The following is a 25758-nucleotide window of genomic DNA, read 5'->3' as shown; positions in this document are numbered from 1 at the left end:
CTCGCCTGGCGTACCTCGCGCGACTGGCACTCCCGGCTTTGTTCCAACTATGTTTTGAGGAGAAGAACGGTTCATGATCGATAAGCCACTGACGTTCCAGGAGATGATCCTGGCGCTCGAGCACTACTGGGCCGATCAGGGCTGCACCGTTATGCAGCCCTACGATTCCGAGGTGGGCGCGGGCACGTTCCACACCGCCACGCTGCTGCGCTCGCTGGGTCCCGACGCCTGGCGCACCTGCTACCCGCAGCCCTGCCGCCGCCCCGCCGACGGCCGCTACGGCGACAACCCGAACCGTCTCCAGCACTACTACCAGTTCCAGGTCCTCATCAAGCCGTCGCCGGCCGACTCGCAGGACCTCTACCTGGGCTCGCTTGCCGCCATCGGCCTCGACCCGAAGGACCACGACGTGCGCTTCGTCGAGGACGACTGGGAGTCGCCCACGCTTGGCGCCTGGGGCCTCGGCTGGGAGGTCTGGCTCAACGGCATGGAGGTCACCCAGTTCACCTACTTCCAGCAGGTGGGCGGCATCGAGGTCGACCCCGTGCCCGTCGAGATCACCTACGGCCTCGAGCGCATCGCCATGTACGCGCAGGGCGTCGACTCCGTCTACGACCTCGTGTGGAGCTACCTGCCCGACGGCACGCCCATGACCTACGGCGACGTCTTCCACGAGAACGAGTTCGAGTTCTCGACCTACAACTTCGAGGTCGCCAACGTCGACATGATGCGTCGCAAGTTCGACGAGTACGAGGCCGAGTGCCACGCCTGCCTCGAGCGCGACCTGCCGCTTCCCGCCTACGACTGCGTCATGAAGTGCAGCCACGCCTTCAACCTGCTCGACAGCCGCGGCGCCATCTCCGCGACCGAGCGCGCCAACTACATCCTGCGCGTTCGCACTGTCGCCAAGGAGTGCTGCGAGGCCTACCTCGCCAAGGTCGCCAAGACGGATGAGAAGAGCGAGAACGGGGAGGTGGCCTAAATGGCAGACGCAAAGGATTTCCTGCTTGAGATCGGCACCGAGGAGATGCCCTCGGCCCCGCTCATGCACGCCGTGAAGCAGCTCGGCGAGCTCGTCGCCGCCGGCCTCGACGAGGCCGGGCTCGACCACGGCGAGGTGCGCTCGATGAGCACCCCGCGCCGCCTGGCCGTCATCGTGCGCGACGTCGCCGTCGCCACCAAGGAGGTCCACGAGGTCAAGCGGGGCCCCGCGGTCGAGATCGCCTTCGACGAGTCCGGTGCGCCCACCAAGGCCGCTGCCGGCTTCGCCCGCAAGTTCAACGTCGACGCCACCGAGCTCGTCCGCAAGGTCGACGCCGACGGCCGCGAGTACGTCTTCGCCGAGAAGAACGTGGCCTCCAAGCCCGCGGAGCCCATCCTGAGCGCGCTCTCCGAGCGCGTGATCGGCTCCCTCGAGTGGCCAAACTACCGCAGCCAGCGCTGGGGCGCAGAGCACGCCTCGTTCGTGAGGCCCGTCCGCTGGATCTGCGCCCTGCTCGGCGAGTCCGTCGTTCCCGTGACCTACGCCGACGTCACGTCCTCCAACGTGACGCGCGGACACCGCCTGCTCGGTGCCGGCGAGCACGTCGTGGCGAGCCCCGCCGCCTACGTCGACGTCCTGCGAAAGGCCGGCGTCCTGCTCGAGGACGAGCGCCGCGAGAGGATCCTGGCCGGCATCGCCGAGGTCGAGGCCGAGCGCGGCGGCGCCCACGTCGACACGCCCAAGCGCATCTTCGACGAGGTCGTCAACCTCTGCGAGTGGCCCACGGTCCTCGTCGGCACCTTCGACGAGGAGTTCCTCGACGTCCCGAGCGAGATCATCTGCGAGTCGATGCTCTCCAACCAGCGCTACTTCCCGATCTACGACGCGGAGGGCAAGCTCACCCGCGAGTTCGTGGTCGTCTCCAACTCCGACCCGCACAACAACGAGCGCGTGATCGACGGCAACGAGCGCGTGGTCCGCGCCCGCCTCGACGACGCAAAGTTCTTCTACGAGGAGGACCTCAAGCAGCCGCTCGAGTCCTACGTCGAGAAGCTCAAGTCGGTCGTCTTCCAGGAGAAGCTCGGCACCGTCTACCAGAAGAGCGAGCGCATGGTCACCCTGGCCCGCGCCGTCGCCGAGCAGGTGGGGGAGGGCGAGGGCCTCGTCCGCGACGCGAGCCGCGCCGCGCACCTCGCAAAGGCCGACCTCGTGACCCAGGCCGTCGTCGAGTTCACGAGCCAGCAGGGCGTCATGGGCGGCTACTACGCCGCGGCCTCCGGCGAGTCCGAGGACGTCGCCTGCGCCATCCGCGACCACTACCGCCCGCGCTTCGCCGGCGACGACCTGCCCTCGAACACGGTCGGCATCTGCGTTGCCATCGCCGACAAGCTCGACACCGTCTGCGGCATCTTCGCGATCGACGAGCCGCCCACCGGCTCCTCCGACCCCTTCGCGGTCCGCAGGTCCGCCATCGGCATCATCCAGATGCTGAGGGCGCTGCCCAAGACCTCGCTCAAGCAGCTGGTCCAGACGTCGCTCGAGTCCTACGCCAAGCAGGGCATCTCCTTCGACGCCGCCGAGGTCCAGGCGAAGGTCGAGAAGTTCTTCGCCGGCAGGCTCCACACCATCGCCAAGGGCGAGGGCGTCGCCGCCGACACGATCGAGGCCGTCAGCTCCGTCGGCGTCATCGACCCGAGCGAGTTCCTCGCCCGCGCTCGCGCCCTCGACGAGGCCCGCGCCAGCGAGCCGGAGCTCTTCGACGACCTGGCCACCGCCTACGCGCGCGCCGCGCACCTTGGTGACGCGAGCCTCGGCACCGACGTGGACGAGTCCATCATGGGCGAGTCCGAGCGTGCTCTTCTCGCCGCCTGCGAGACCGGGGCCGAGAAGGTCGCCCAGTCGCTCGCGAGCGAGGACTTCGCGGCCGCCTGCAAGGCTCTCGCCGAACTGAGGGAGCCAATCGACCGTTTCTTTGATGACGTTCTCGTCATGGACGAGGACACTGTTGTCAGGGAGAACCGCCTGCGGCTGCTCAACAAATTTGCGGCCGTGTTCGGCGGAGTTGCCAACATCGGTGTACTCTCTAAGAAGAAGTAGGGAGGACCTCAGGGTCCAGAACGCATAGTGCGTTCCTGTTGTTTGGAGGATCTTCATGGCAGATGCAGCAATCGACGACCAAATGTTCAACGCTGCCACCCCTGTCGTCATCGTGCTCTCCGACGCGCGCGGCAAGACCGCCACGGGCGTCGTCGAGGCGGCGGCTGACCAGTTCGGTGCGGACTCGGTTGTCATCAAGAAGCTCAGCAACGTCAACTCGGTCGAGATGGTGAGCGACTTTCTGAGCAAGGAGGCCGCGGAGGACATCCCGCAGGCCGTGTTCCACACGATCGTGGAGCGCAACCTCAGGCGCGACATCCGTCGCGAGCTCGACAGGCGCGGCATTCCCTCTATCGACCTGCTCGGCCCGGCCATCACGGTCATCTCCACGCTCACGGGCGAGGAGCCGCACTACGAGACCGGCCGCCGCGTCGACACCGAGGTCCAGGAGGTCTAGGCGAGAAGAGCGCGGAAGTATACCCCACTTTCCACTCGTTGGCAGCGACAAATCTTCCACCCCATGATTGTTGCCGTTAGTGGTTCCGAACGTTTTGTTCAGGTTTTTTGGGATATTATGCAATTGTTGTGAAGGGGCGCCTGCGGTGTTTTGACACGGCAGGCGCTCTTCGTTTTACAGGTACGAAAGTGCCACGGAACTACGATCAGGGGTGTCATATGGCAGAAAAGCACGTGTACAAGTTCGGCACGGACGAAAACGGCAACAATGTCACCGAGGTCGCGGGCGGCTCCGTCGAGGAGGCCAAGTGGATCACCGGCGGCAAGGGTGCCAACCTCGCCGAGATGGCCAACATCGGCCTTCCCGTCCCGCCGGGATTCTCGATCACCTGCCAGACCTGCGTTGCCTACTCCAGCGCCGGCAACGTTTGGCCCGAGGGCGTTCTCGACGAGATCGATGAGTATCGCGCCGACCTCGAGAAGCGCATGGGCAAGAAGCTCGGCGACAAGGAGGACCCGCTGCTCGTCTCCGTCCGCTCCGGCGCTCCCTTCTCGATGCCCGGCATGATGGACACGGTCCTCAACCTCGGCCTCAACGACGACTCCGTCCAGGGCCTCATCAAGCAGACCCAGAACGAGCGCTTCGCGTGGGACTCCTACCGCCGCTTCGTCCAGATGTTCTCCAACGTCGTCATGGGCGTCGACAGCGACCTGTTCGAGGACGCGCTCAACGACAAGAAGGCCGCCAAGGGCGTCAAGCTCGACACCGACCTCGACGCGCAGGACCTCAAGGAGATCACGGAGACCTTCAAGAAGATCTTCGCCAAGCACGTCGACTCCGCGGCGCACCCCGAGGTCGCCCCTGACGGCGTCGCCTCCTTCCCGCAGGACCCCTACCTGCAGCTGCGCCTCGCCGAGCAGGCCGTCTTCGGCTCCTGGAACACCGAGCGCGCCGTCCTCTACCGCAAGCAGAACAAGATTCCCGACGAGCTCGGCACCGCCGTCAACGTCCAGGTCATGGTCTTCGGCAACAAGGGCGAGAGCTCCGCGACCGGCGTCGCGTTCACGCGCAACCCGGCCGACGGCACCAACGAGCGCTACGGCGACTTTCTGGTCAACGCCCAGGGCGAGGACGTCGTCGCGGGCATCCGCAACACCGAGCCCATCGCTGACCTCGTGAAGATCCCCGCCCTCAAGGAGGCCGGCGAGGAGCTCTACCACGTCTTCGAGATCCTCGAGGACCACTACGCCGACATGATGGACCTCGAGTTCACCATCGAGCAGGGCAAGCTCTGGATGCTCCAGACCCGCGTGGGCAAGCGTACCGCGCTGTCCGCCCTCAAGGTCGCCATGCAGATGGTCGACGAGGGCCGCATCACCAAGGAGCAGGCCATCATGCGCGTCGCTCCCGAGCAGCTCGACCAGCTCCTGCACCCGCAGTTCGACCCGAGCGCCAAGGTCGACGTCGTGGCCAAGGGCATGAACGCGAGCCCCGGCGCCGCCGTGGGCGCGGTCGTCTTCTCCTCTGACGCCGCGGTGCACTACTCGCACATCGAGAAGCCCTGCATCCTCGTCCGCTGGGAGACCACGCCCGACGACCTCGCCGGCATGGTCGCCGCCGAGGGCATCCTGACCTCGCACGGCGGCAAGACGTCGCACGCCGCGGTCATCGCCCGTGGCATGGGCGCCCCCTGCGTCTGCGGCGCCGAGGCCCTCAAGATCGACGCGAAGGCCAAGGAGGTCACCATCGCCGGCACCGGCATCACGCTGCACGAGGGTGACATCATCTCCATCAACGGCACCACGGGCGACATCATCATCGGCGCCGTGCCGCTGACCCGCCCCGAGCTCACCGGCGACCTCGAGACCATCCTCACCTGGGCCGACGGCGTCCGTCGCGATGCCTCCCGCGGCCGCAACATCGGCGTCCGCACCAACGCGGACAGCCCCGAGGACGCGCAGCTCTCCGTCGACTTCGGCGCCGAGGGCATCGGCCTCGACCGCACCGAGCACATGTTCCTTGGTGACCGCAAGGAGATCATCCAGTCCTTCATCCTCGCCGAGACCGACGGCCAGAAGCAGCAGGCGCTCGGCCAGCTCCTCAAGGCCCAGACCGGCGACTTCGAGGGCATGTTCAGGGCCATGGACGGCAAGGAGGTCATCGTCCGCCTGCTCGATCCGCCCCTGCACGAGTTCCTCGACGACCCGCGCGAGCTCGCCGTCGAGATCGCCCGCGCCGAGGGCCGTGGCGAGAACGACGTCCAGCTCAAGGCCATGGAGGACCGTCTCTCGCGCCTCGACTCCTTCCAGGAGGCCAACCCCATGCTCGGCCTTCGCGGCTGCCGCCTCGGCATCGTGTACCCCGAGCTCAACGACATGCAGGTCCGCGCCATCGCCGGCGCCGCGGCGACCCTCATCAAGCAGGGCTTCGATCCCAAGCCGGAGATCATGGTCCCGCTCGTGTCGACCGTCGACGAGCTCAAGCTCGTCCGCGAGCAGATCGAGAGCGGCATCCAGGCCGTCGCGCAGGCCGAGGGCGTCGAGCTCAACATCCCCATCGGCTGCATGATCGAGCTCCCGCGCGCTGCCGTCACCGCCGACGAGATCGGCAAGTACGCCGACTTCTTCTCCTTCGGCACCAACGACCTCACTCAGACCACCTTCGGCTTCTCGCGTGACGACGTCGAGAGCGCCTTCATCCCGCAGTACCTCGAGAAGAAGGTCCTCAGGACCAACCCGTTCGAGACCCTCGACAAGGGCGTCGCCAAGCTCGTCGAGATGGGCGTCAAGGGTGGCCACGAGGCCAACGAGACGATCATCTGCGGCGTCTGCGGCGAGACCGGCGGCGATCCGGACTCGATCCAGATGTACTACGACCTCGGCCTCGACTACGTGTCCTGCTCGCCGTACCGCGTGCCCATCGCACGCCTCGCCGGCGCCCAGGCCAAGATCAGGTCGAACGGTGGCCCGAAGAAGCTCGGCTAGCGCAAGCGCCTCGAGTCGACCACCTTCGGTGATTCGCTAGCAGGGGAGGGGCCTCGCGCCCCTCCCTTGTGCTATATAGGTACGTGTGAGACGCACTGTCAGCTTCCAGGGTTTGGGGGCCGGATGAGCACGTGGACGCGCGAGGACATCGAGAAGAGCGAGCATGAGCTACTCTCGCCCTATGCCAGCTGCGCAGACCAGACTCGGGGTCGCGGACGCCCCGAGGAGCCGGACCGCTACCGCACCTGCTACCAGCGCGACCGCGACCGCATCTTCCACTGCAAGAGCTTCCGGCGGCTCGCCAACAAGACGCAGGTCTTCCTCGCGCCCGAGGGCGACCACTTCCGGACCCGCCTCACCCACACCCTCGAGGTCGCGCAGATCGCGCGCGACATAGCACGTCCCCTCGGCCTTAACGAGGACCTCACCGAGGCCATCGCGCTCGGCCACGACCTCGGCCACACGCCCTTCGGCCATGCGGGCGAGCGCGCGCTGCGCCGCTCCATCGCGCGCCACCTTGGCGTCGGGTTCGACGACGAGCCGCCGCGCGAGCTCTTCATGCACAACGTCCAGAGCGTGCGCGTCCTCGAGCTGCTCGAGCGCGAGGGGCGCGGCCTCAACCTGACGCGCGAGGTGCTCGACGGCATCAGGTGCCACGCCAACGGGCTGGTCGCCTCCACCCTCGAGGGGCGCGTCGTCGCGCGCGCGGACCGCATCGCCTACGTCAACCACGACATCGACGACGCGGAGCGCGCGGGCGTGCTTCGCGAGGACATGCTTCCCGCCGGCCCGCGCGAGGTCCTGGGCAAGACCTCCTCGGAGCGCATCGAGACCCTGGTCGAGGACATCATCTCGGAGAGCTCGGACCTCGACGACGTGGTCGCCTCGGACGCCGTCTGGGGCGCCCTGCTCGAGATGAGGGGCTACCTCTTCCGCAACCTCTACCAGACCGGCGACGCCAAGTCGGAGGAGCCCAAGGCCGGACGCATGGTCGAGGCCCTGTTCGACCACTTCATCAACCACCTCGACGAGGTGCCCGACGAGTACCTCCGTGCCACCGGCGAGGACCACGTGCGCGTCGCCGACTACGTCTCGTCGATGACGGACCGCTATGCGATCAGGGTCTACGAGAACCTCTTCGTCCCGCGCGCATGGGCCTTCATCGGCCCGAAGCCCTCACCGGGGCTCTAGGCGGATCTGGCCTCGCGTGGGGCCCATCCTCCGTATGCTGGTCGCAGGGGCGCACTTACCGAGCATGCTCCGTTATCCGCGCTGTTGCGTGATACCCTTTATGCACGTATAGGCGTACTCCGATGCATCCTGCGTCGAAGGAGCGTGTGACATGCAGCGACGTGCCTCGGCGAGAAGAGCCCTCGCCGTCCTCCTTTCCATTACGTTGGTCGTTGGCCTCTGGCCGGGCGGCGCCGCGGTCGCGGCCGGCGATACGGAGTCACGAGATTCCGGCGAGGTCGCGGTCGCACCCGTCGGCGAGGCCTCGGGCGATGCGCCCGTCGCGGCTGACGTCGCGGACGTGACCGATGCGACCTCATCTGCCCCTTCGACCTCGGATCCAGCCCAGTTCGCGCCTGTCGGCGGAGTGCCGGCCGATGACCCGCGCGACACCTCTGTCGCCACGCCCCTTGAAGTCGCTGGCGCCATCGACTCCACGGAAGACAAGGGGCCCGTCGACCAGGATGGGCGTGCTCAGGGGGAGGCCGCCCCCGCCATCGACTATCTCGGCAGGAGCGGAGGCCTGTGCGTTCGCCTTCACGCCCCCGAGGGTGCCTTTCCGGCCGGAACCGTCGTTGGCGTCAGGCCCGCTGACGGCGACGAGGTCGTCGCGGCGACAGAGGGCCTCCTTTCGGGGGACGCCGTCGACGCGCGTGCCGTTGACATCTCCTTCGTGCGTGACGGCGTGGAGCTCCAGCCGGCGCCGGGTCATGAGGTACGGGTTTCGCTCCTGCCCGACCAGCCGCTCCAGGGCGAGTGCTTCAGCGCCGTCCACCTCTCTCATGGGTCTGCCGAGGTCGTGGCTCCGGCCGTTTCCACCTGCGCGACCTTCTCGGCGGACAGCTTTTCCATCTACGGCATCGTGGGCGAGAACGCGAGCAGGCGGCTGCAGGTGACGTTCAAGTCGGGCGGCGCCACGCTCTCGACGCAGATCGTGCGCGAGGGCGACACGCTTGTTGTGCCCGACCCCTCGGCCTCGCATCAGCAGCAGAAGCTCTACTACTGGGAGGTCGGCGATGTCGACCTACCCGAGTCCTACCTGGGCCGTCCGCTCACGTCAGATGACATCGACCGCATGATCGCGACCCTAGGCGCAGTACCCCTTTCTGGGGACAACATCTGGGGCATCACGGCCTCAGCCGTGTTCGACGAGGGGTATCGCGCCTACTTTCATAAGAACGCACGCGGGCACGAGCTCGCCGAGATCGTCGCGGACTCTCTCGAGACGGACATGGGCCTGTCGGTGGACCTCTCGAAGGCCACCTTCGTCGCTCCCGACCCCACGCTCAAGCTCGTGGGATGGGACGAGTACGACGATGGGGGCGCTTTTCTCCGCAGGTATTCGACGAGCGGCGTCGTGACGCTCTCTGACGACGTGCATTATTACCCAGCGCTCGCAACCGGTATCTGGGTCTCCCTCGACCTGAGCCCCGCGGCAACTCAGCCAAACGTGTTCGCTCAGCTTGTCGACGGCGAGACCCGCCAATGGCGGCTCTCCTTCGCCGACCTGCCCACCGCATCCGATCTTGGAGAGAGCTACTGCCAGGGCTACACCTTCGGAGGCTGGTTCAGAACGCGGACCGGCACGTCAATCGACGACTACGAGTACGAGGACCCCGTCACCGAGGACGTCACGCTCACGAGCGCGAGCGTGACGCTCTATGCGAAGTGGGTGCCCGCGGACGTCACCTACTCGGTGGTGCATTGGGTCGAGGGTCCCGAGCGCGGCCCGGGCGAGGGCGACTACACGATCTTCGCAACCGAGGCCAAGTCGGGCAAGGTGGGAACCGCGATTCCCGTCACGGAGTACGCGGAGATCGACTCCGATGCGGGCGGCTATCACATTGCCGGGACGGACGATCTCGGAAACGGCGGCGTCCTGAACGAGCAGGTGGTGACAATCACCCGTGACGGCGCCGCCGTGAAGAACGTCTACCACAACCGCAACAGGGTCAAGCCCACGTTCAAGAAGCTCAACAACGGGGCGGTCCTCGATCCGGGCATGGACGGGAGGTACGAGAACTACATCAAGTGGGGAGAGGGGCCCGACTACTGGGACCCCAACGGGGTGATCGACGGGTACCTCGAGGGCGGTCACAGCGGAAACACCTACTACCTCTTCTCCGGCGGCAACGTGCTGGGCAAGACCACGCAGTTCAGCAACGAGCGCGGCTGGACCTACACCTATCCCTACTACCCGCTGTTCTCGCTTCCGGACAAGACGGCCTTCACGTATACGGGGACGACGACTTGGACCGCTCGCTCCGTAACCCAGGACCGCTTCTACTTCGAGGTGATCGAGGGTGAGGCCAGTCCCGATGACATCGAGGTCACGTTTGGCGGTCAGACGCTCACCCTTGCGATCAATCCGGATCGCACGTTCAACGAGAACTCGTCGATCCAGGCCTCGCAGTGGGCGATCAACAAGAACCCCAACACGACCAAGTTCATGTTCGAGGGCTTCACGAAGTGGGCGTATCGCCACGGCGTGTCGCAGACGAACCACAGCCCCGTCGTCGATCCGTTCCTCACGGGCACGGCTAACGTCAGGCCGTACCTCGGTGACGACGAGCTGCGTCACATCGACTGGTTCTACACGCGCAATCGCTACACCCTCTCGTATGCCAACGTCGACGGCGTGATCTGGCCCGAGGGTCGCACGCAGCCCGAGCCGAGGGTCGTCCAGTACGGCGCCGCCCTTGCGCCGCATGATCCCGGCCTCTCTGAGGGGTCGCTGCGCTCCGTCGGCGGCAAGACCTATGCATTTGACGGGTGGTACCGCGACGCTGGCGCGGCCTTGAGCCCGGACGACCCGCAGAGCGCGACGAGGCGCCTGGATTTCGCCACGGAAACGATGGGTAAGGACACCGTCGCCTATGCCGCGTGGCGTCCCCTGTCGTTCACGCTTGCGTACGAGTCGAACGGCGGGACACCCGTTGACCCCGTGGTCGTCGAGAGCGGCGAGCGCGCCGAGGAGCCCGTGGCCCCCACCAAGAGCGGCGCCACCTTCGTGGGCTGGTTCAAGGACGAGGCATGCACCATTCCCTGGGACTTCTACACCGACCGCGTCACGGCTGACGCGACCCTGCACGCCAAGTGGATTTCGGGCCAGCCTTGTTCGCTCTCGTATCACAAGGCGGGCGGGGACCCGGTGGGCTCCGACGCCACGCGCTACTACTCGGGAACCCGCGTTAAGCTTGATGCCGCGCCGACGGACGCGACCCAGACCGGGGCTTTTCTCGGCTGGAGCACCATTCAGGGCGACGCCTCCGGGCTCGTGCAGAACACCTTCACCATCTACGACGACACGCACCTCTATGCGGTCTACGGCGACGCCCCCGAGACGGGCGGGCCCGAGGTGACGCTCGACCAGAACCAGCCTGGCCCCGGGGCATCATCCACCTATGGTCTCTCGACGGAGCGCGTGAACGACCAGGTCACGCTTCCGGGCGTGCCCGTGGGCGAGGTCGCGGCTCCGCGTGGCTATGGCTTTGTCGACTGGAACACGGAGGCGGACGGGTCGGGCGAGTCGTGGCAGGCGGGCGTGCACGTCGGCGTGTCGTCGGCGACCAGGCTCTATGCGCAGTGGGAGCCGCTCCAGATCGCGACGCCGACGCTCTCCGCTAGCTTCGTCTACGACGGTCGCGCCCACGAGCCCAGGCCGGACGTCAAGACCGAGGACGGCGAGCCTCTGCTCGAGGGGGAGGACTACGCCCTGAGCTACGACGCCAACGTCCATCCGACGACCGATTCGGCAAAGGCGACCGTCACCATCACGCCGACGGAGACGGGGCGCGTGTGGCTTGCCGACCCCGTGACGCTGCCGTTCGACATCGGCAAGGCCACGCTTGACGTCACGCCGCGGCCGGTCACGATCACCTATGGTGAGGCCGCGCGTGCGGATGGGGTCGACTTCTCCGGGTTCGTCGAGGGGGAGGGGCCCGACGTGCTCTCGGGCGAGCTTGCCTACTCCTTCGAGCGGCGGCTCGGCACCGCATCGGACGTATACCCCGACGCCGGCACCTACGACATTGTTGCGTCGGGCCTCGCCTCCAGCGACTACCAGTTCCGCTATCTGCCCGGCACCCTCACCGTCGAGCCACGCGAGGTCTCGCTCGACTGGGCCCGCGACGTGGTCTACAGCGGCGACGCCCAGCGCTATGGCGGCGCGCGCGTAACGGACACGCTCGCGGGCGACGAGGTCGTTGTGTCGGGGCTCGACGGCGCGGCCACGGCGACCGACGTGGGCACCTACCTCGTGCAGGCGAGCGCGCTCTCGGGCGCCCAGGGGCACAACTACCGGCTGCCCGCGGACCCCTCGCACGAGTGGCGCGTCCTCAAGGCGCCCAACAGCGTGAGCGCGCCCGAGATCTTGGGCTGGGCCGCTGGCTCCTACGACGTCGAGAAGAACGCACCGTACAGCTGGGCGCGCTTTGCCGCTGCCGGGGAGCCCGCCTTCGAGTACCGCGCCGCGGGCGAGGGCGAGGGGGAGTGGTCGCCTGAGGTCCCGAGCGAGCCTGGCCGCTATGAGGTGCGCGCCCTCGTGGCCGACACGGCCAACTACGAGGCCGCGACGAGCGAGCCGACGGAGTTTGTCGTGACGGAGCCCGAGGTCGTGCCTCCCGCGCCCGAGCCCGAGCCCGAGACCGATCCTACGGACACGCCCGACCCCGACGAGCGCCGCGAGATCCCGGAGCGCGCGGCTGCGACCCCGGTCACGCCTCGGACCGGGGACGCGCCCTCGTGGCCGGCCGCGGCTCTTCTCGCCGTGGGCGGCTGCTGCCTCGCGTGGGCCGTGGCCTCGCGCGGGCGCAAGAACGACTCGGACTGTGGATAACTCGCGCAGACGATCTTTTCCTTGTCCAAGCCGCGACCAACCCATATAATCTTCCCTTGTGTGTAAACCTATGTGTCGGTCGCAGTGCGTCGGCACCTCTAGAGACGAGGAAAACATGGACTACATCCGCGCCATCGAGCGTCAGCAGATCCGCGAGGACATCCCCGAGGTTCGCGTTGGCGACAACGTCAAGGTTCACTACCGCATCAAGGAGGGTGACCGCGAGCGTGAGCAGGTCTTCCAGGGCGACGTCATCCGCATGAGCGGCGGCAGCTCCCGCGAGACCTTCACCGTCCGCAAGATCAGCTTCGGCGTCGGCGTCGAGCGCACCTTCCCCCTCCACAGCCCGAAGATCGCCAAGCTCGAGGTCGTCCGTCACGGCGTCGTGCACCGCGCCAAGCTCTACTTCCTCCGCGACCGCGTGGGCAAGGCTGCCCGCCTTCGCGAGAGGCGCTAGTCTCAAACGACCGGCTTTCGAGGCGGCACCTGCTCTGCGGGTGCCGCTTTTTTGTTCTAAGGAGACCCGATGCCCAAGGGGGTGCGCGCCGCGAGCGCGCGTGAGATCGCAGCCGTGCTGGCGGACGCGTCCGTGGACGAGATCGACTCGCTCTGCGAGCGCTACGCCGAGGACCCGCGCAAGCAGGTGCAGCACGCCATGGAGAGCGCCCGCCGGCGCAAGGAGCGCGAGCTCGCCGAGCGCAGCCGCGTCGACGGCATGTACGAGTACATGCGCGAGCTCGGCGGCGACGGCATCGTGCTCGGCGTCGACGAGGTCGGCCGCGGCGCGATCGCTGGCCCCCTCACCGTCGCGGCGGTCGCCCTGCCCGACGACCCGCGCATCTGGGGCATCAACGACTCCAAGCAGCTGACGCCCGCGCGCAGGGAGACGCTCGCCGAGAAGATCGCGGAGGTCGCGCTCGCAATCGGCATCGCGCACATCGAGCCCGCCACGATCGACGCCGTGGGGATGGGCAACGCGCTTCGCCAGGCCATGGCTATGGCCATCGAGAACGCCGGCGTCGAGGCCGACAGCGTCCTCATCGACGGCAACCCCGTCCACGTGCACCCGCGCGAGAAGACCATCGTCAAGGGCGACGCGCGCATCGCCTCGATCGCGGCGGCCTCCATCGTGGCCAAGGTCACCAGGGACAACCTCATGATCGAGTACGACGGCGAGTACCCCGAGTACCACCTCGCCGAGTGCAAGGGCTACGGCTCGCAGGCCCACATCCAGGCGATCCGCGAGCACGGGCTGAGCCCCATCCACCGCGTCTCGTTCTGCGGCAACTTCCTGGAGACGCCCTCGCTCTTCTAGGCCGGCTGCGCAGCCTCCACGGACAACCCATCACCCTAAGCGGTGCCTTGCGTCCCGAGCGTGTCTGCGATGCGCGAGGGACGCTCTTCTCACCTGCACAAACGCGAGTCACGGCACGACTTTTGGCAAAAGCGACGCATTCGGTCAGATTCCTCCCGACTCATGAGAGATAGGGGAGAGCCAGCATTGGGAGACTTCTCGTCCCGTCCAGAGATGAGGAGGTTCCCATGAGCAGCGCAGCCACCGAGAAGGCCCCGAAGGCCAAGCGCCCCGCGTCGGGCCCGTCCGCGAAGCCCGCGCGCCGCAAGCCCAAGGCGAAGAAAAACGTCGCCGAGGCGGCCGCGGCCGAGAAGAGCAAGGCCTTGCCCGAGGCTCCCTGCGGGGCGACGGGCGAGCCCGGCCCCGAGCACGACCACCCCGACGGCGCGGGCAAGAGGCGCAAGAGCGTCTCCGAGCTCAACGCCTACGAGCTCGGGCGCGAGGGCGAGCAGGTCGCGGCGTCCTACCTCGAGCGCCGCGGCTACGAGATCCTCGACACGAACTGGAAGACCCACTACGGCGAGGTCGACATCGTGGCCCGCGACGGGGAGGAGATCGTCCTCGTCGAGGTGAAGACCAGGCTCTGCGTCGGCCCAGACGCGCCCGAGATGCCCGAGATCGCGGTCGACGATCGCAAGCAGCGACGCTACCGCTCCTTCGCCCTCTACTACCTCGCCGAGCATCCCGAGGAGGACATCGTCCGCTTCGACGTCATCGCCATCAACATCATCGGGGAGCGACTGGCGAAGCTTCGCCACCTTGTCGGCGCGTTCGCGTGTGACGACTGATGAGCCGCTCCTTCGTCGTGCACGCCGCCACGCTCCGCGGCGTCGAGGCGCTGCCCGTCGAGTGCGAGATCTCGTGCTCGGGAGGCATTCCGGGCATCTCGCTCACGGGGCTTCCCGACGGCGCCATCCGGGAGTCGCGCCTGCGCGTGCGCTGCGCGCTCTCGAACCGCGGCTACCAGGTGCCGAGGCTCCACTTCACGGTGAACCTCGCGCCCGCGGAGGTGCGCAAGAGCGGCACCGGCTTCGACCTGCCGCTTGCCGTGGGCATACTCGCCCTCACGGGCCAGATGTCCCCCTGCGACATAGAGAACTGCCTCTTCGTCGGCGAGCTGGGGCTCAACGGGAGCGTCCACGCCGTTCGCGGCATGGTCGCGTACCAGAAGCTCGCGCGCTCCCTCGGCCTCAGGCTCGTCTGCGCGCCCGACGCCGAGCTGGGACAGGGCGTCGAGGAGGGCGTGCTTCGCGTGGACGACATCGGGCAGCTCTCGTGTGGCATCAGGTTCCTCACCTCGCTCCCTCCGTCCTCGCAGGGGGCGCGAGGGCACCGGGAGGCATCGCCGGCGCTCGACTTCGCCGACGTCATCGACCAGGAGGCGGCCAAGCGCGCCCTCACGATCGCCGCGACGGGAGGGCACGGCCTGCTCATGGTTGGGCCTCCGGGCGCCGGCAAGACCATGCTCGCGCGCAGGCTCCCTTCCATCCTTCCGCCCCTCACGGAGCGGGAGCGAGAGGAGGCCATGCTCGTCAACTCGGTGGCGGGCCAGGGCGTCGAGGAGATCGTCGCCGGCATACGCCCCTTCAGGGCGCCGCACCACTCCGTGTCGCTCGCAGGCCTGATCGGGGGAGGGCGGCCCGTCGTCCCGGGCGAGATCTCGCTCGCGCACAAGGGCGTCCTCTTCCTCGACGAGCTGCCCGAGTTCGCGACGAACGTCCTTCAGGCGCTCCGCCAGCCCTTCGAGGAGCGCGTCGTGCGAATCGTGCGCGTCGACGGCGTCTACTCGTTCCCCTGCGACTTCACCTTCGTTGCGGCCGCAAACCCCTGCCCGTGCGGGCACCTCGGCGACACGGGCCACGAGTGCCGCTGCACCCAGGCGATGGTCGACAACTACCAGTCTCACATCGGCGGTCCGCTCATGGACAGGATCGACATGCAGCTCTTCGTCGCGCGCCCCGCCGGCTCCGAGGTGATCGGCGGACGCAGGGGGATGAGCTCCGCCGAGATGCGGGAGGCCGTCGAGCGCGGCCGCGCGTTCGCCGCGTGGCGCGCCTCGCGCGAGGGCGACGCGACGGAATCAGAGGCCGAGGTGGCCCGCCAGGGGCTTAGTGCCGAGGCCTCGAGCCTGCTCGAGGGCATGTCGGCGCGCTTCGCCATGGGAGGCCGCTCGATCGTCAGGGTCGCCAGGGTCGCGCGCACGATCGCCGACCTCGACGAGCGCGAGCGCGTCAGCGCGGACGACATCCGGGAGTCGTGCTCCTACCGCGACCGAGGGGAGAGGTGATGGGCATGGAGTCGACATGCGTGGTCGAGAAGGGCGACGAGCTCTACCCCGCGATGCTGCTTGACCTGTCGAGCCCACCGGAGAGGCTCTACTGCAAGGGGTCGCCCGAGGTGCTCTCGCGGCCCTCGATATCCATCGTCGGGGCCCGGCGGGCCACGCCCTACGGCGTCGCCGCGGCCAAGATGGCCGGGCGCATCGCCGCCGAGTGTGGCCTCGTGGTCGTCTCGGGAGGCGCCATGGGCTGCGACAGCGCGGCGGCCCGCGCGGCGCTCGACGCCGGCGGCTCGACCGTCGTCGTCTCGGGCTGCGGCGCCGACCGCGTCTACCCGCGAAGCTCCCGCGACGTCTTCGAGCGCGCCGCCGAGGGCGCGGGCGTCGTCGTCTCGCTCGAGCCCTGGGGGTCGCCTCCCAGGCGCTACGCCTTCCCGAAGCGCAACCGCGTGATCGCGGCGCTCTCCGAGGCGACCTTCGTCGTCGAGGCCGGCCTCAGGTCGGGCACCATGGGCACGGCGAGCGTCGCGTCCGAGCTCGGCAGGCGTCTCTACGCCGTCCCGGGCTCGATCTTCTCGCCCGAGTCCGCGGGCACCAACCGCCTCATCGCGGACGGCGCGGCCATCGTCTGCTGCGAGGCGGACCTCGAGAGCTGCATCTCGCTCGACTTCGACCGCCTCAGGCTCCTCGAGCAGAGCATGCCAGGCGAGAAGAGCCGCATGATGAGCGCGCTGGTCGCCCAGCCCCTGCGCGCCGACGACCTCGCGAACCGCTTCGAGGAGAGCGTGCTCACCGTGCTTCGCGCCCTGGGCGACTACGAGGCGAGGGGCTGGGTCGTGCGGCTTCGCGATGGAAGGTACGCCCCCTCGGAGGAATTCCTGCTTGCGCGGGATAGAATGGAGGCCGGAAAAGTGGAACCAGGAACGTGAGGTAGACCTTGGCAGAGCATGTGATCGTAATCGGCGGCGGGCTTGCGGGCAGCGAGTGCGCGCTCCAGCTGGCGGCGCGCGGCGTCGCCGTGACCCTCGTGGAGCAGAGGCCCGAGTCGACGTCGCCGGCGCACCACACCTCCGACTTCGCGGAGCTGGTGTGCTCGAACTCCCTGAAGTCCACCAGGCACGACAGCGCGGCGGGCCTTCTCAAGGAGGAGCTCGCCCACATGGGATCGCAGCTCATCGAGTGCGCCCGCGAGGCGGCCGTCCCTGCGGGCGGGGCGCTCGCGGTCGACCGCAAGCTCTTCTCGAGGCTCGTCAGCGAGAGGATCGAGGCGAGCCCCCTCATCGAGGTCGAGCGCCGCGAGGCCACCAGCATCCCCGAGGGGCACGTCGTGGTCGCGGCGGGCCCGCTCTGCTCTGACGCGCTCTTCTCCGACCTCGCACGGCGCGTGGGCGGCGAGTCGCTCTCCTTCTTCGACGCAGCCGCTCCTATCGTGGACGCCGAGACGATCGACCGCTCCATCGCCTTCTCCCAGTCCCGCTACGAGGAGGAGGGGAGGGGTGACTACCTCAACTGCCCGATGACGAAGGAGGAGTACGAGGCCTTCTACGAGGAGCTCGTCTCCGCCAAGCGCGTCGTCTCGCGCGAGTTCGAGCAGACCGACCTCTTCAACGCGTGCCAGCCCGTCGAGGAGGTCGCGCGCACGGGCGTGGACTCGCTTCGCTTCGGCGCGCTCAAGCCGGTGGGGCTCACCGACCCCAGGACGGGCCGCCGTCCCTGGGCCGCGGTGCAGCTGCGCGCCGAGAACGCCGCATGCACGGCCTACAACCTCGTGGGCTTCCAGACCAACCTCACCTGGGGCGAGCAGGCTCGCGTCTTCCGCATGATCCCCGGCCTCGAGGGCGCCGACTTCTTCCGCTACGGCGTCATGCACCGCAACTCCTTCGTCGACGCACCGCGCGTGCTCGACGAGACCTTCGCCATACCGGGCACCACGGTGCGCCTCGCCGGTCAGATCACGGGCACCGAGGGCTACGCCGAGGCCATCGCGTCGGGCCTGCTCGCAGCCCTCAACACTGTGGCCGACCTGCGCGGCCTCGAGCGCGTGAGGCTTCCTCGGACGTCGGCCTTCGGCGCGCTCGTGGCCTACGCGACCGACCCCGCAACCACGCCCTACCAGCCGATGCACGTGAACTTCGGCATCGTGCCGCCGCTCGACGGCCCGAGGATGAAGAAGCGCGAGCGCTACCAGGCCTACGCCGACCGCGCCGAGCGCGACCTCGCCTCCTACCTCGAGAGCAGGCCCGACCTCTTCCAGGCGGCCCCGTCGTGCTAGACGCCGACGACAGGGCGGAGGCGCCCGCGGACGAGGGCGCGGAGGCGGCCGTCGAGACCGACGTCCGCCGCGAGCTGGGGCGCTTCCTTGCGCAGCTCACGACCCTTCGCAACCTCTCGCCCAACACGGTGCGCGCCTACGGCATCGACCTCGACGCGTACCTCTCGTGGGCGGAGCGCGAGGGCGTCGACGTCCTTCACGCCGCCCACGTCGACGTCAGGCGCTACCTCGCGTACCTCACGCGCGCCCGCTACGACGCCTCGACCATCGCGCGGCACCTCTCCGCCATCCGTGCGTTCCACCGATGGCTCCTGCGCGAGGGCGTCACGACCGAGAACGCCGCGGACACGATCTCGAGCCCGAAGCGCGCCCGCACGCTGCCCCACACCATGAGCGACGAGGACGTGGGGCGCCTGCTCGAGGCGTGCGGGGGAGAGGAGCCTCGTGACCTGCGCGACAGGACCCTCGTGGAGCTGCTCTACGCCTCGGGTGCCAGGATCTCGGAGGCCTCGCGCCTCGACATCGTCGACGTCGACTTCGCCGAGGGCCAGGTCAGGCTCTTCGGCAAGGGCTCCAAGGAGCGGATCGTCCCGCTCTACGACGGCGTGCTCGCGCGCCTGAAGGACTACCTCCAGCTCGCGAGGCCTGCGCTCGAGGGCGGGCGCGGACTCTCCGAGGGCTCGCTCTTCGTCTCCACGCGCGGCCGGCGCATGAGCGCGGACGCCCTGAGGAGCGCCTTCGAGCGCCGCGTGAGGCTGGCCGGGCTCGACCGGGCCATCACGCCGCACGCCATGCGCCACACCTTCGCGACCGAGATGCTCACCGGCGGCGCGGACCTCCGCAGCGTGCAGGAGCTCCTGGGCCACGCCAACCTCTCCACGACCCAGATCTACACGCACCTCTCGGTCGAGCGCCTCAAGGACGCCGCCCGCCAGGCGCACCCCAGGGGCGAGTAGGCCCAAGGGCGCGCCGCGGGGGAGGGCGAGGCTCCTCTCGGCATGGTGGTCGTGTTGTGGAGCGAAGGTGATTGGAGCTTTTGTGGTGCGTCGGCGAACGGTTGCTGGTATACTCACAAATCGCTGTGCGTCCGCACGGCATAAATTCGCACGCGTGACGACTCGTCGGCCACGGTGCCCGGGGCATCAGCCGTGCCCTGGGTGGCTCGAACGGGGTTGACATCACGCGGAGGACAAACCAACGGAGGTTTAGAAATGGCTGTTAAGATCAACATTCGTACCCTGCTCGAGGCCGGTTGCCACTATGGCCACCAGACCCGTCGCTGGAACCCCAAGATGAAGCCCTTCATCTTCGGCGAGCGCAACGGCATCTACATCCTCGACCTCAAGCAGACCGTCCTGGGCGCTGACAAGGCGTACTCCTTCCTCAAGGACACCGCTGCCAAGGGTGGCCGCATCCTCTTCGTCGGCACCAAGAAGCAGGCCCAGGAGCCCATCGCCGCCCAGGCCGAGCGCTGCGGCATGCCCTACATCAACCAGCGTTGGCTCGGCGGCATGCTCACCAACTTCGTGACCATGCGCTCCCGCATCGACCGCATGGAGGAGCTCGAGACCATGGTCGAGGACGGCCGCATGGCCCTTCTCCCCAAGAAGGAGCAGGCTGTTCTCGGCAAGGAGCTCGAGAAGCTCCAGCGCAACCTCGGTGGCGCCCGTGAGCTCCACGCCCTGCCCCAGGCCATCTTCGTGGTCGACACCAAGCGCGAGGAGATCGCCATCCGCGAGGCCAACCGCCTGCACATCCCCGTCGTCGGCCTGCTCGACACCAACTCCGACCCCGACGTGGTCGACTACGGCATCCCCGCGAACGACGACGCCATCCGCTCGGTGAACCTCATGTGCGAGCTCGTGGCTGACGCCGTCCTGGCCGGCACCGGCAAGGAGCAGATCTCCGTCGAGGAGATGTCCGCCGGCGAGACCACTCCTGCCGTCGAGGTCGCCGAGGCCACCGAGGCCCCCGCTGCCGAGTAGCACCAGCTCTTCGTACCGATAGACTTCCGACCCCAAGGAGGGGCAAACCATGGCTCAGATTACCGCCGCCCTCGTCAAGCAGCTCCGCGAGATGACCGACTCCCCGATGATGGAGTGCAAGAAGGCCCTCGTCGAGGCTGACGGCGACATCGAGAAGGCCGTCGACGTCCTGCGCAAGATGGGCGTTGCCAAGGCCGTCAAGCGCGCCGGCCGCGACACCAACGAGGGCACCATCGCCGCCTACGTCTCCGAGGACGGCAAGACCGGCGCCCTGCTCGAGCTCACCTGCGAGACCGACTTCGTGGGCACCAACCCCAAGTTCACCGGCTTCGCCATGGAGCTCGCCAAGGCCGTCGCCGAGAACGACCCCGCCGACGAGGCCGCCCTCAAGGCGTGCGCCATGGGCGAGGGCACCGTCGAGTCCGAGCTCACCGAGATGATCCACGTCATCGGCGAGAACATGAAGGTCGCCCGCTTCCAGCGCGTCGCCGTCGAGTCCGGCGCCCTTGCCGCCTACGTCCACCACAACGGCAAGCTCGCTGACATCGTCACCTTCGACTTCGCCAACGACGCCACCAAGGACAACGCCGACTTCGCCGGCTTCGCCCACGATGTCGCGATGCAGGTCGCCGCTGCCGCCCCCGTCGCCGCCAAGCGCGAGGACGTCCCCGCTGACGTGATCGAGCACGAGAAGAGCATCTACATGGCTCAGGCCGCCGAGTCCGGCAAGCCCGAGGCCATCCAGGAGCGCATGGCCACCGGCAAGCTCGAGAAGTTCTTCAAGGAGAACGTCCTCACCGAGCAGGAGTCCATCAAGGAGTCCGGCTCCACGATCAACGAGCTCGCCGCCAAGGTCAGCAAGGCCGCTGGCGACGAAGTCAAGGTCGTCTCCTTCGTCCGCTACTCCTTCGGCGAGTAGTCGAGAGACACATCTCAGGTGGGGCCGGTGCCACGCGCATCGGCCCCATTTTTGTGTCTCGTGTACGGCCAGCGGCGCAGGCGCGCCCATCCGCTGGCCTCTGCTATTATCAATAAGGTTATTCAACGGCGTTGGTTTGCCATCGCATGACTGGAGGCACGTTTTGTCTGACTACAAATATAAGCGCGTGCTCTTGAAGCTCTCCGGCGAGGCCCTCATGGGCTCGAGGTCCTTCGGCATCGACCCCGACATCCCTCAGCGCATCGCTGACGAGCTCAAGCCCGCCTATGAAGCGGGCGTGCAGATCGGCGTCGTCATCGGCGGCGGCAATATCTTCCGCGGCATCTCCGGCGCCGCGGCCGGCATGGACCGTGCCCAGGGCGACAACATGGGCATGCTCGCGACCGTCATCAACTCGCTGGCGCTGCAGGACACCTTCGAGCACAACGGCATGGAGTGCCGCGTCATGAGTGCCATCGAGATGCACCAGGTCTCCGAGACCTACATCCGCCGTCGCGCGATCCGCCACCTCGAGAAGGGCATCATCCCCATCTTCGCGGCCGGCACCGGCAACCCCTTCTTCACCACCGACACCGCGGCGGCCCTTCGCGCCTGCGAGATCAACGCCGAGGTCCTCATGAAGGCGACCAAGGTCGACGGCATCTACGACAGCGACCCCGTCAAGAACCCCGACGCGGTCAAGTTCGACACCATCAGCTACCGTGAGGTCCTCAAGCGCAACCTCAACGTCATGGACTCGACGGCCACTGCGCTCTGCCAGGACAACCACATGCCCATCATGGTGTTCAACCTCGATGGGGACGGCATATTCGATCGCGCTCTGCGCGGGGAGGACGTCGGCTCGACCGTCGTCGACGAGTAGGAGAGACTATGAGCGAGTACACCAAGAACGCCAGGACCCAGATGGAGAAGGGCATCGACGCCCTCAAGAACAACTTCACCAAGGTGCGTACGGGCCGCGCGAACGCGCACGTGCTCGACGACATCAAGGTCGACTACTACGGTCAGCTCACGCCCGTCACGCAGCTCGCCGGCATCAAGGTCCCCGAGGCCTCGATGCTCGTCATCGAGCCGTGGGACAAGAGCGCCCTCAAGGAGATCGAGAAGGCCATCGAGACCTCCGACCTCGGCATCACCCCGAGCAACGACGGCGCCTCCATCCGCCTTCCCTTCCCGAAGCCCACGGAGGAGAGGCGCAAGGAGCTCGTCAAGGAGTGCGGCAAGTACGCCGAGGACGCCAAGGTCGCCATCAGGAACGCCCGTCGCGACGCCAACAACAAGGCCGACCGCGACGAGGAGCTGACCGAGGACGAGGTCGCGCGCGAGAAGAAGGAGATCCAGAAGCTGACCGACGAGTACGTCGCCAAGGTCGAGGAGCTCCTCAAGAACAAGACCGCCGAGGTCATGGAGATCTAGCCTTGACGTTCGACGAAACCGCGCTGAGGGAGTACTTCTCCGACGCGCCCGACGACATAGCGCTCGACGACGTCGACCTCACGCGCATCCCGCGGCACGTGTCGTTCATCATGGACGGTAACGGCCGCTGGGCGCAGAGCCGTGGCCTCGACCGCTCGAAGGGCCACATCGCCGGCGTCGACTCGCTGCGCGAGACGGTGACCACGAGCGTCAGGCTCGGCCTCGACGCCCTGTCGTGCTACGCGTTCTCCACCGAGAACTGGAAGCGACCCCAGCGCGAGGTCAACCTTCTCATGCACCTCTTCGCGACCACGCTCATGAAGGAGATGCCGCTCTTCCACCAGGAGAACGTGAGGCTGCGCTTCCTGGGCGACCTCGAGGCGCTGCCCAAGGAGACCCGCGAGGTCTTCTTCCGCGGCCTGGACGAGACGAGCGACCACACGGGCATGACGTTCGCCCTTGCGGTGAACTACGGCTCGCGCTCCGAGATCGTGCGCGCCGCCCGCAACCTCGCCGCGAACGCGGCCATGGGGAACCTGTCGCCCGACGAGATCGACGAGGAGCTCTTCTCGGCCAACCTCTACACGGCCGGCATTCCCGACCCGGACCTGCTCATCAGGACCTCGGGCGAGATGCGCCTGTCGAACTACCTGCTGTGGCAGCTCGCCTACACCGAGTTCTACGTGACTGACCTCTACTGGCCAGACTTCTCGCGCTGGGAGTTCCTGCGCGCGGTCAGGTCGTACCAGTCGCGCGACCGCCGCTTTGGGGGTGTCAAGGCGAAGTGACGGCCCCCGAGAGCAGAGACGAGGAGACGCCCCAGGGGCTCGAGCGCGGCATCGCCCGGCTCGAGCGCAAGCGCGAGTCGAAGGAGGAGCAGCGCGCCGCCGGCGACCTGCGTGGCCAGCGCGCCCGCGGGTGGACCGAGAAGCTGCTGACGCGCACGACCTCGGGCTTCATCTACTCCGTCGTGGTCGTCGGCTGCCTGTTTCTGGGCACGTGGGCGACCTGCGCGCTCGTGTGCGCCATGGCGTGGCTGTGCTGCTCCGAGTTCTTCAGGATGAGCCGCATGGCCGGGCGCATGCCCAACGAGATCCTCGGCCTCGCCGTCGCAATTGCCTATCCCGTCGCGTCGGTCCTTCCCATCGACGGCATGCTTCTCTACGTCACGTTCGCCCTTCTCGCCGGCTGTGCGATCTGGTACGTCTTCACGCCGCGCGCCAACATCGCCGACGTCGCCGTGACGGCCTTCGGGCCCGTCTACACGTCTCTGCTCTTCTGCGGCGTCACGCTCCTGAGGTCGAGCGACGCCAGCTGGGTCGGCGGCCTTCTGACCTTTGGCTGCATGGCGTCGGTCTGGGTGAGCGACGCCACGGCCTACTTCGTCGGCTCGCGCTTCGGTCGCCACCGCCTGGCGCCGCGCATCTCGCCCAACAAGAGCGTCGAGGGCTTCTGGGGAGGTCTTGCGGGCTGCGTGCTCGTGTGGGTCATCCTCTGGCTCATCGGCCTCTGGCGCCTGCCGCTTCCCGTCGCCCTCGTGGCAGGCGTCCTGGTCGGCGTCGTGTCGGTCGTGGGCGACCTCTTCGAGTCGCGCATCAAGCGCGGCGTCGGCGTGAAGGACTCCGGCGACATTATGCCGGGTCACGGGGGCCTGCTCGACAGGTCCGACTCCATGCTCTTCGGATGCATGGTCGCGTACGTCATTCTCCACCTAGGGGGCATTGCTTGAACATCTTTGAGGACACGGCGCCAACGTCGAGCCGCAAGAGGCCCATTCGCGTCGTGGTGCTCGGGGCATCCGGCTCCATCGGAATGCAGACGCTCGACGTCTGCCGTCAGCACACCGACAAGGTAGAGGTCGTCGGCCTCGCCGTCCGCAGCTCGACCGAGTTCGTGGCGCGCGCGGCCGAGCGCCACGGCGTCAGGGTCGTGGCCGTCACCGACGAGCGCCACGCCAAGGACCCCGCGCTCGAGTCGCTGCCCGCGGGCTGCGACCTTCTCGTCGGCGACGACGCCCTCGAGGAGATCTGCCTGCGCGACGACGTGGACTGCGTCGTCTCCGCGGTCGTCGGCTTTGCGGGCATCAACGCGGGCTACGCGGCGCTCAAGGCCGGAAAGACCCTGCTCTACGCCAACAAGGAGTCGCTCGTCGTCGGCGGCGACCTGCTCATGCCGCTCGTGGCCCCGGGTCAGCTCATCCCCGTCGACTCCGAGCACAGCGCCATCTACCAGTGCCTGGTGGGGGAGAGGAGAAGCGACCTCCATCGCATCTGGCTCACGTGCTCGGGCGGGCCGTTCTTCGGGATGAGCCGCCGGCAGCTCCTGAACGTCACGGCGGGCGACGCCCTGCGCCACCCCACGTGGCAGATGGGCGCCAAGATCACGATCGACTCCGCCACGCTCATGAACAAGGGCCTCGAGGTCCTCGAGGCGCACCACCTCTTCGACGTCGACGTCGACGACGTGAGCGTCCTCGTGCAGCGCCAGTCGATGATCCACTCGATGGTCGAGTTCTCCGACGGCGTCGTGAAGGCGCAGCTCGGGCCCTCTGACATGCGCATTCCCATCCAGTACGCGCTGAGCTACCCCGAGCGCTGGGACAGCCCGGCCGACCGCGTCGACTACTGCGGCGCGCCCAACTTCACGTTCGACCGAGCCGACGAGGACACCTTCGGCTGCCTTGCGCTCGCCAAGCGCGCGGGCCGCGAGGGCGGCATCATGCCGTGCGCGATGAACGCCGCAAACGAGGTCGCCAACCTCGCCTTCCGCGAGGACCGCTGCAACTTCCTCGACATCGAGGAGGTCGTGCGCTCCGTCATGAACGAGACCAAGCCGGACCCCGTCGAGTCGCTCGAGCAGCTCCACGAGGTCGACGCCCGCTCCCGCGAGGCCGCGTCGCGCGCGCTCGCCAGGATCAGCAGGTAGC

The 25758-nt window shown here is 67.8% G+C and carries 20 protein-coding genes; all 20 read left to right on the top strand.

What is annotated here, in order from left to right:
- Positions 1-73 precede the first annotated feature (73 nt).
- The 20 genes from M5D76_RS06475 to dxr all read left to right on the top strand — a co-directional run bounded on the left by M5D76_RS06475 (position 74) and on the right by dxr (position 25757).
- Positions 74-982 (top strand): glycine--tRNA ligase subunit alpha, encoded by a 909-nt coding sequence (locus tag M5D76_RS06475; RefSeq protein ID WP_248922571.1) that lies wholly within the window; start codon positions 74-76, stop codon positions 980-982.
- Positions 983-3079 (top strand): glycine--tRNA ligase subunit beta, encoded by a 2097-nt coding sequence (gene glyS, locus M5D76_RS06470; RefSeq protein WP_248922570.1) that lies wholly within the window; start codon positions 983-985, stop codon positions 3077-3079.
- Between the two features lie 55 nt (positions 3080-3134).
- Entirely contained in the window at positions 3135-3536 is a 402-nt protein-coding gene (locus M5D76_RS06465; RefSeq protein WP_248922569.1) for a kinase/pyrophosphorylase, read from the top strand.
- A 218-nt stretch (positions 3537-3754) separates the two neighbouring features.
- Positions 3755-6520 carry a pyruvate, phosphate dikinase gene (ppdK, locus tag M5D76_RS06460; protein WP_248922568.1) on the top strand — a complete coding sequence of 922 codons (2766 nt, stop codon included), beginning with the start codon at positions 3755-3757 and terminating at the stop codon, positions 6518-6520.
- A gap of 123 nt (positions 6521-6643) precedes the next feature.
- Positions 6644-7711, top strand: coding sequence for a deoxyguanosinetriphosphate triphosphohydrolase (locus M5D76_RS06455; protein ID WP_248922567.1), 1068 nt, complete (start codon positions 6644-6646; stop codon positions 7709-7711).
- Between the two features lie 151 nt (positions 7712-7862).
- A complete protein-coding gene (locus M5D76_RS06450; protein WP_248922566.1) occupies positions 7863-12587 on the top strand; it encodes an InlB B-repeat-containing protein in 4725 nt (1574 codons plus the stop codon).
- Between the two features lie 115 nt (positions 12588-12702).
- Positions 12703-13044, top strand: coding sequence for a 50S ribosomal protein L19 (gene rplS / locus M5D76_RS06445; protein ID WP_248922565.1), 342 nt, complete (start codon positions 12703-12705; stop codon positions 13042-13044).
- Positions 13045-13113: 69 nt separating this feature from the next.
- Positions 13114-13902: a ribonuclease HII gene (gene rnhB / locus M5D76_RS06440; RefSeq protein ID WP_248922564.1), complete on the top strand. Its 789-nt coding sequence runs from the start codon at positions 13114-13116 to the stop codon at positions 13900-13902.
- Between the two features lie 227 nt (positions 13903-14129).
- The gene (locus M5D76_RS06435) at positions 14130-14729 is read left to right on the top strand and encodes a YraN family protein (RefSeq protein WP_248922563.1); all 600 of its coding nucleotides are present in this window, start codon (positions 14130-14132) and stop codon (positions 14727-14729) included.
- The gene (locus M5D76_RS06430; RefSeq protein ID WP_248922562.1) at positions 14729-16228 is read left to right on the top strand and encodes a YifB family Mg chelatase-like AAA ATPase; all 1500 of its coding nucleotides are present in this window, start codon (positions 14729-14731) and stop codon (positions 16226-16228) included. The genes M5D76_RS06435 and M5D76_RS06430 overlap by 1 nt, the downstream gene beginning before the upstream one ends.
- The gene (gene dprA / locus M5D76_RS06425) at positions 16228-17148 is read left to right on the top strand and encodes a DNA-processing protein DprA (RefSeq protein ID WP_346348401.1); all 921 of its coding nucleotides are present in this window, start codon (positions 16228-16230) and stop codon (positions 17146-17148) included. Before M5D76_RS06430 ends, dprA begins: the two co-directional genes overlap by 1 nt.
- An 8-nt stretch (positions 17149-17156) precedes the next feature.
- Positions 17157-18491 (top strand): methylenetetrahydrofolate--tRNA-(uracil(54)-C(5))-methyltransferase (FADH(2)-oxidizing) TrmFO, encoded by a 1335-nt coding sequence (gene trmFO / locus M5D76_RS06420; RefSeq protein ID WP_248922561.1) that lies wholly within the window; start codon positions 17157-17159, stop codon positions 18489-18491.
- On the top strand, positions 18485-19447 hold the full coding sequence (gene xerA, locus M5D76_RS06415; RefSeq protein ID WP_248922560.1) for a site-specific tyrosine recombinase/integron integrase: 963 nt from the start codon (positions 18485-18487) through the stop codon (positions 19445-19447). Before trmFO ends, xerA begins: the two co-directional genes overlap by 7 nt.
- 255 nt (positions 19448-19702) lie before the next feature.
- Positions 19703-20476, top strand: coding sequence for a 30S ribosomal protein S2 (gene rpsB, locus M5D76_RS06410; RefSeq protein WP_248922559.1), 774 nt, complete (start codon positions 19703-19705; stop codon positions 20474-20476).
- 49 nt (positions 20477-20525) lie between these two features.
- Positions 20526-21395 carry a translation elongation factor Ts gene (gene tsf / locus M5D76_RS06405; RefSeq protein WP_248922558.1) on the top strand — a complete coding sequence of 290 codons (870 nt, stop codon included), beginning with the start codon at positions 20526-20528 and terminating at the stop codon, positions 21393-21395.
- Between the two features lie 163 nt (positions 21396-21558).
- On the top strand, positions 21559-22278 hold the full coding sequence (pyrH, locus tag M5D76_RS06400; protein WP_248922557.1) for a UMP kinase: 720 nt from the start codon (positions 21559-21561) through the stop codon (positions 22276-22278).
- A gap of 8 nt (positions 22279-22286) precedes the next feature.
- The gene (frr, locus tag M5D76_RS06395; protein ID WP_248922556.1) at positions 22287-22832 is read left to right on the top strand and encodes a ribosome recycling factor; all 546 of its coding nucleotides are present in this window, start codon (positions 22287-22289) and stop codon (positions 22830-22832) included.
- A 2-nt stretch (positions 22833-22834) separates the two neighbouring features.
- Entirely contained in the window at positions 22835-23620 is a 786-nt protein-coding gene (gene uppS / locus M5D76_RS06390) for an undecaprenyl pyrophosphate synthase (RefSeq protein ID WP_248922555.1), read from the top strand.
- Complete coding sequence (locus tag M5D76_RS06385) at positions 23617-24561, top strand: phosphatidate cytidylyltransferase (protein ID WP_248922554.1); 945 nt, start codon at positions 23617-23619, stop codon at positions 24559-24561. The genes uppS and M5D76_RS06385 overlap by 4 nt, the downstream gene beginning before the upstream one ends.
- Positions 24558-25757 carry a 1-deoxy-D-xylulose-5-phosphate reductoisomerase gene (dxr, locus tag M5D76_RS06380; protein WP_248922553.1) on the top strand — a complete coding sequence of 400 codons (1200 nt, stop codon included), beginning with the start codon at positions 24558-24560 and terminating at the stop codon, positions 25755-25757. The genes M5D76_RS06385 and dxr overlap by 4 nt, the downstream gene beginning before the upstream one ends.
- Position 25758: the final 1 nt, after the last annotated feature.

Origin of the sequence: Olsenella intestinalis, from assembly GCF_023276655.1 — a bacterium.
GTDB classification, from domain to species: domain Bacteria; phylum Actinomycetota; class Coriobacteriia; order Coriobacteriales; family Atopobiaceae; genus Olsenella_J; species Olsenella_J intestinalis.
The sequence above is the reverse complement of the archived record's forward strand: the minus strand, read 5'-3'. Positions and strand labels throughout refer to the sequence as shown.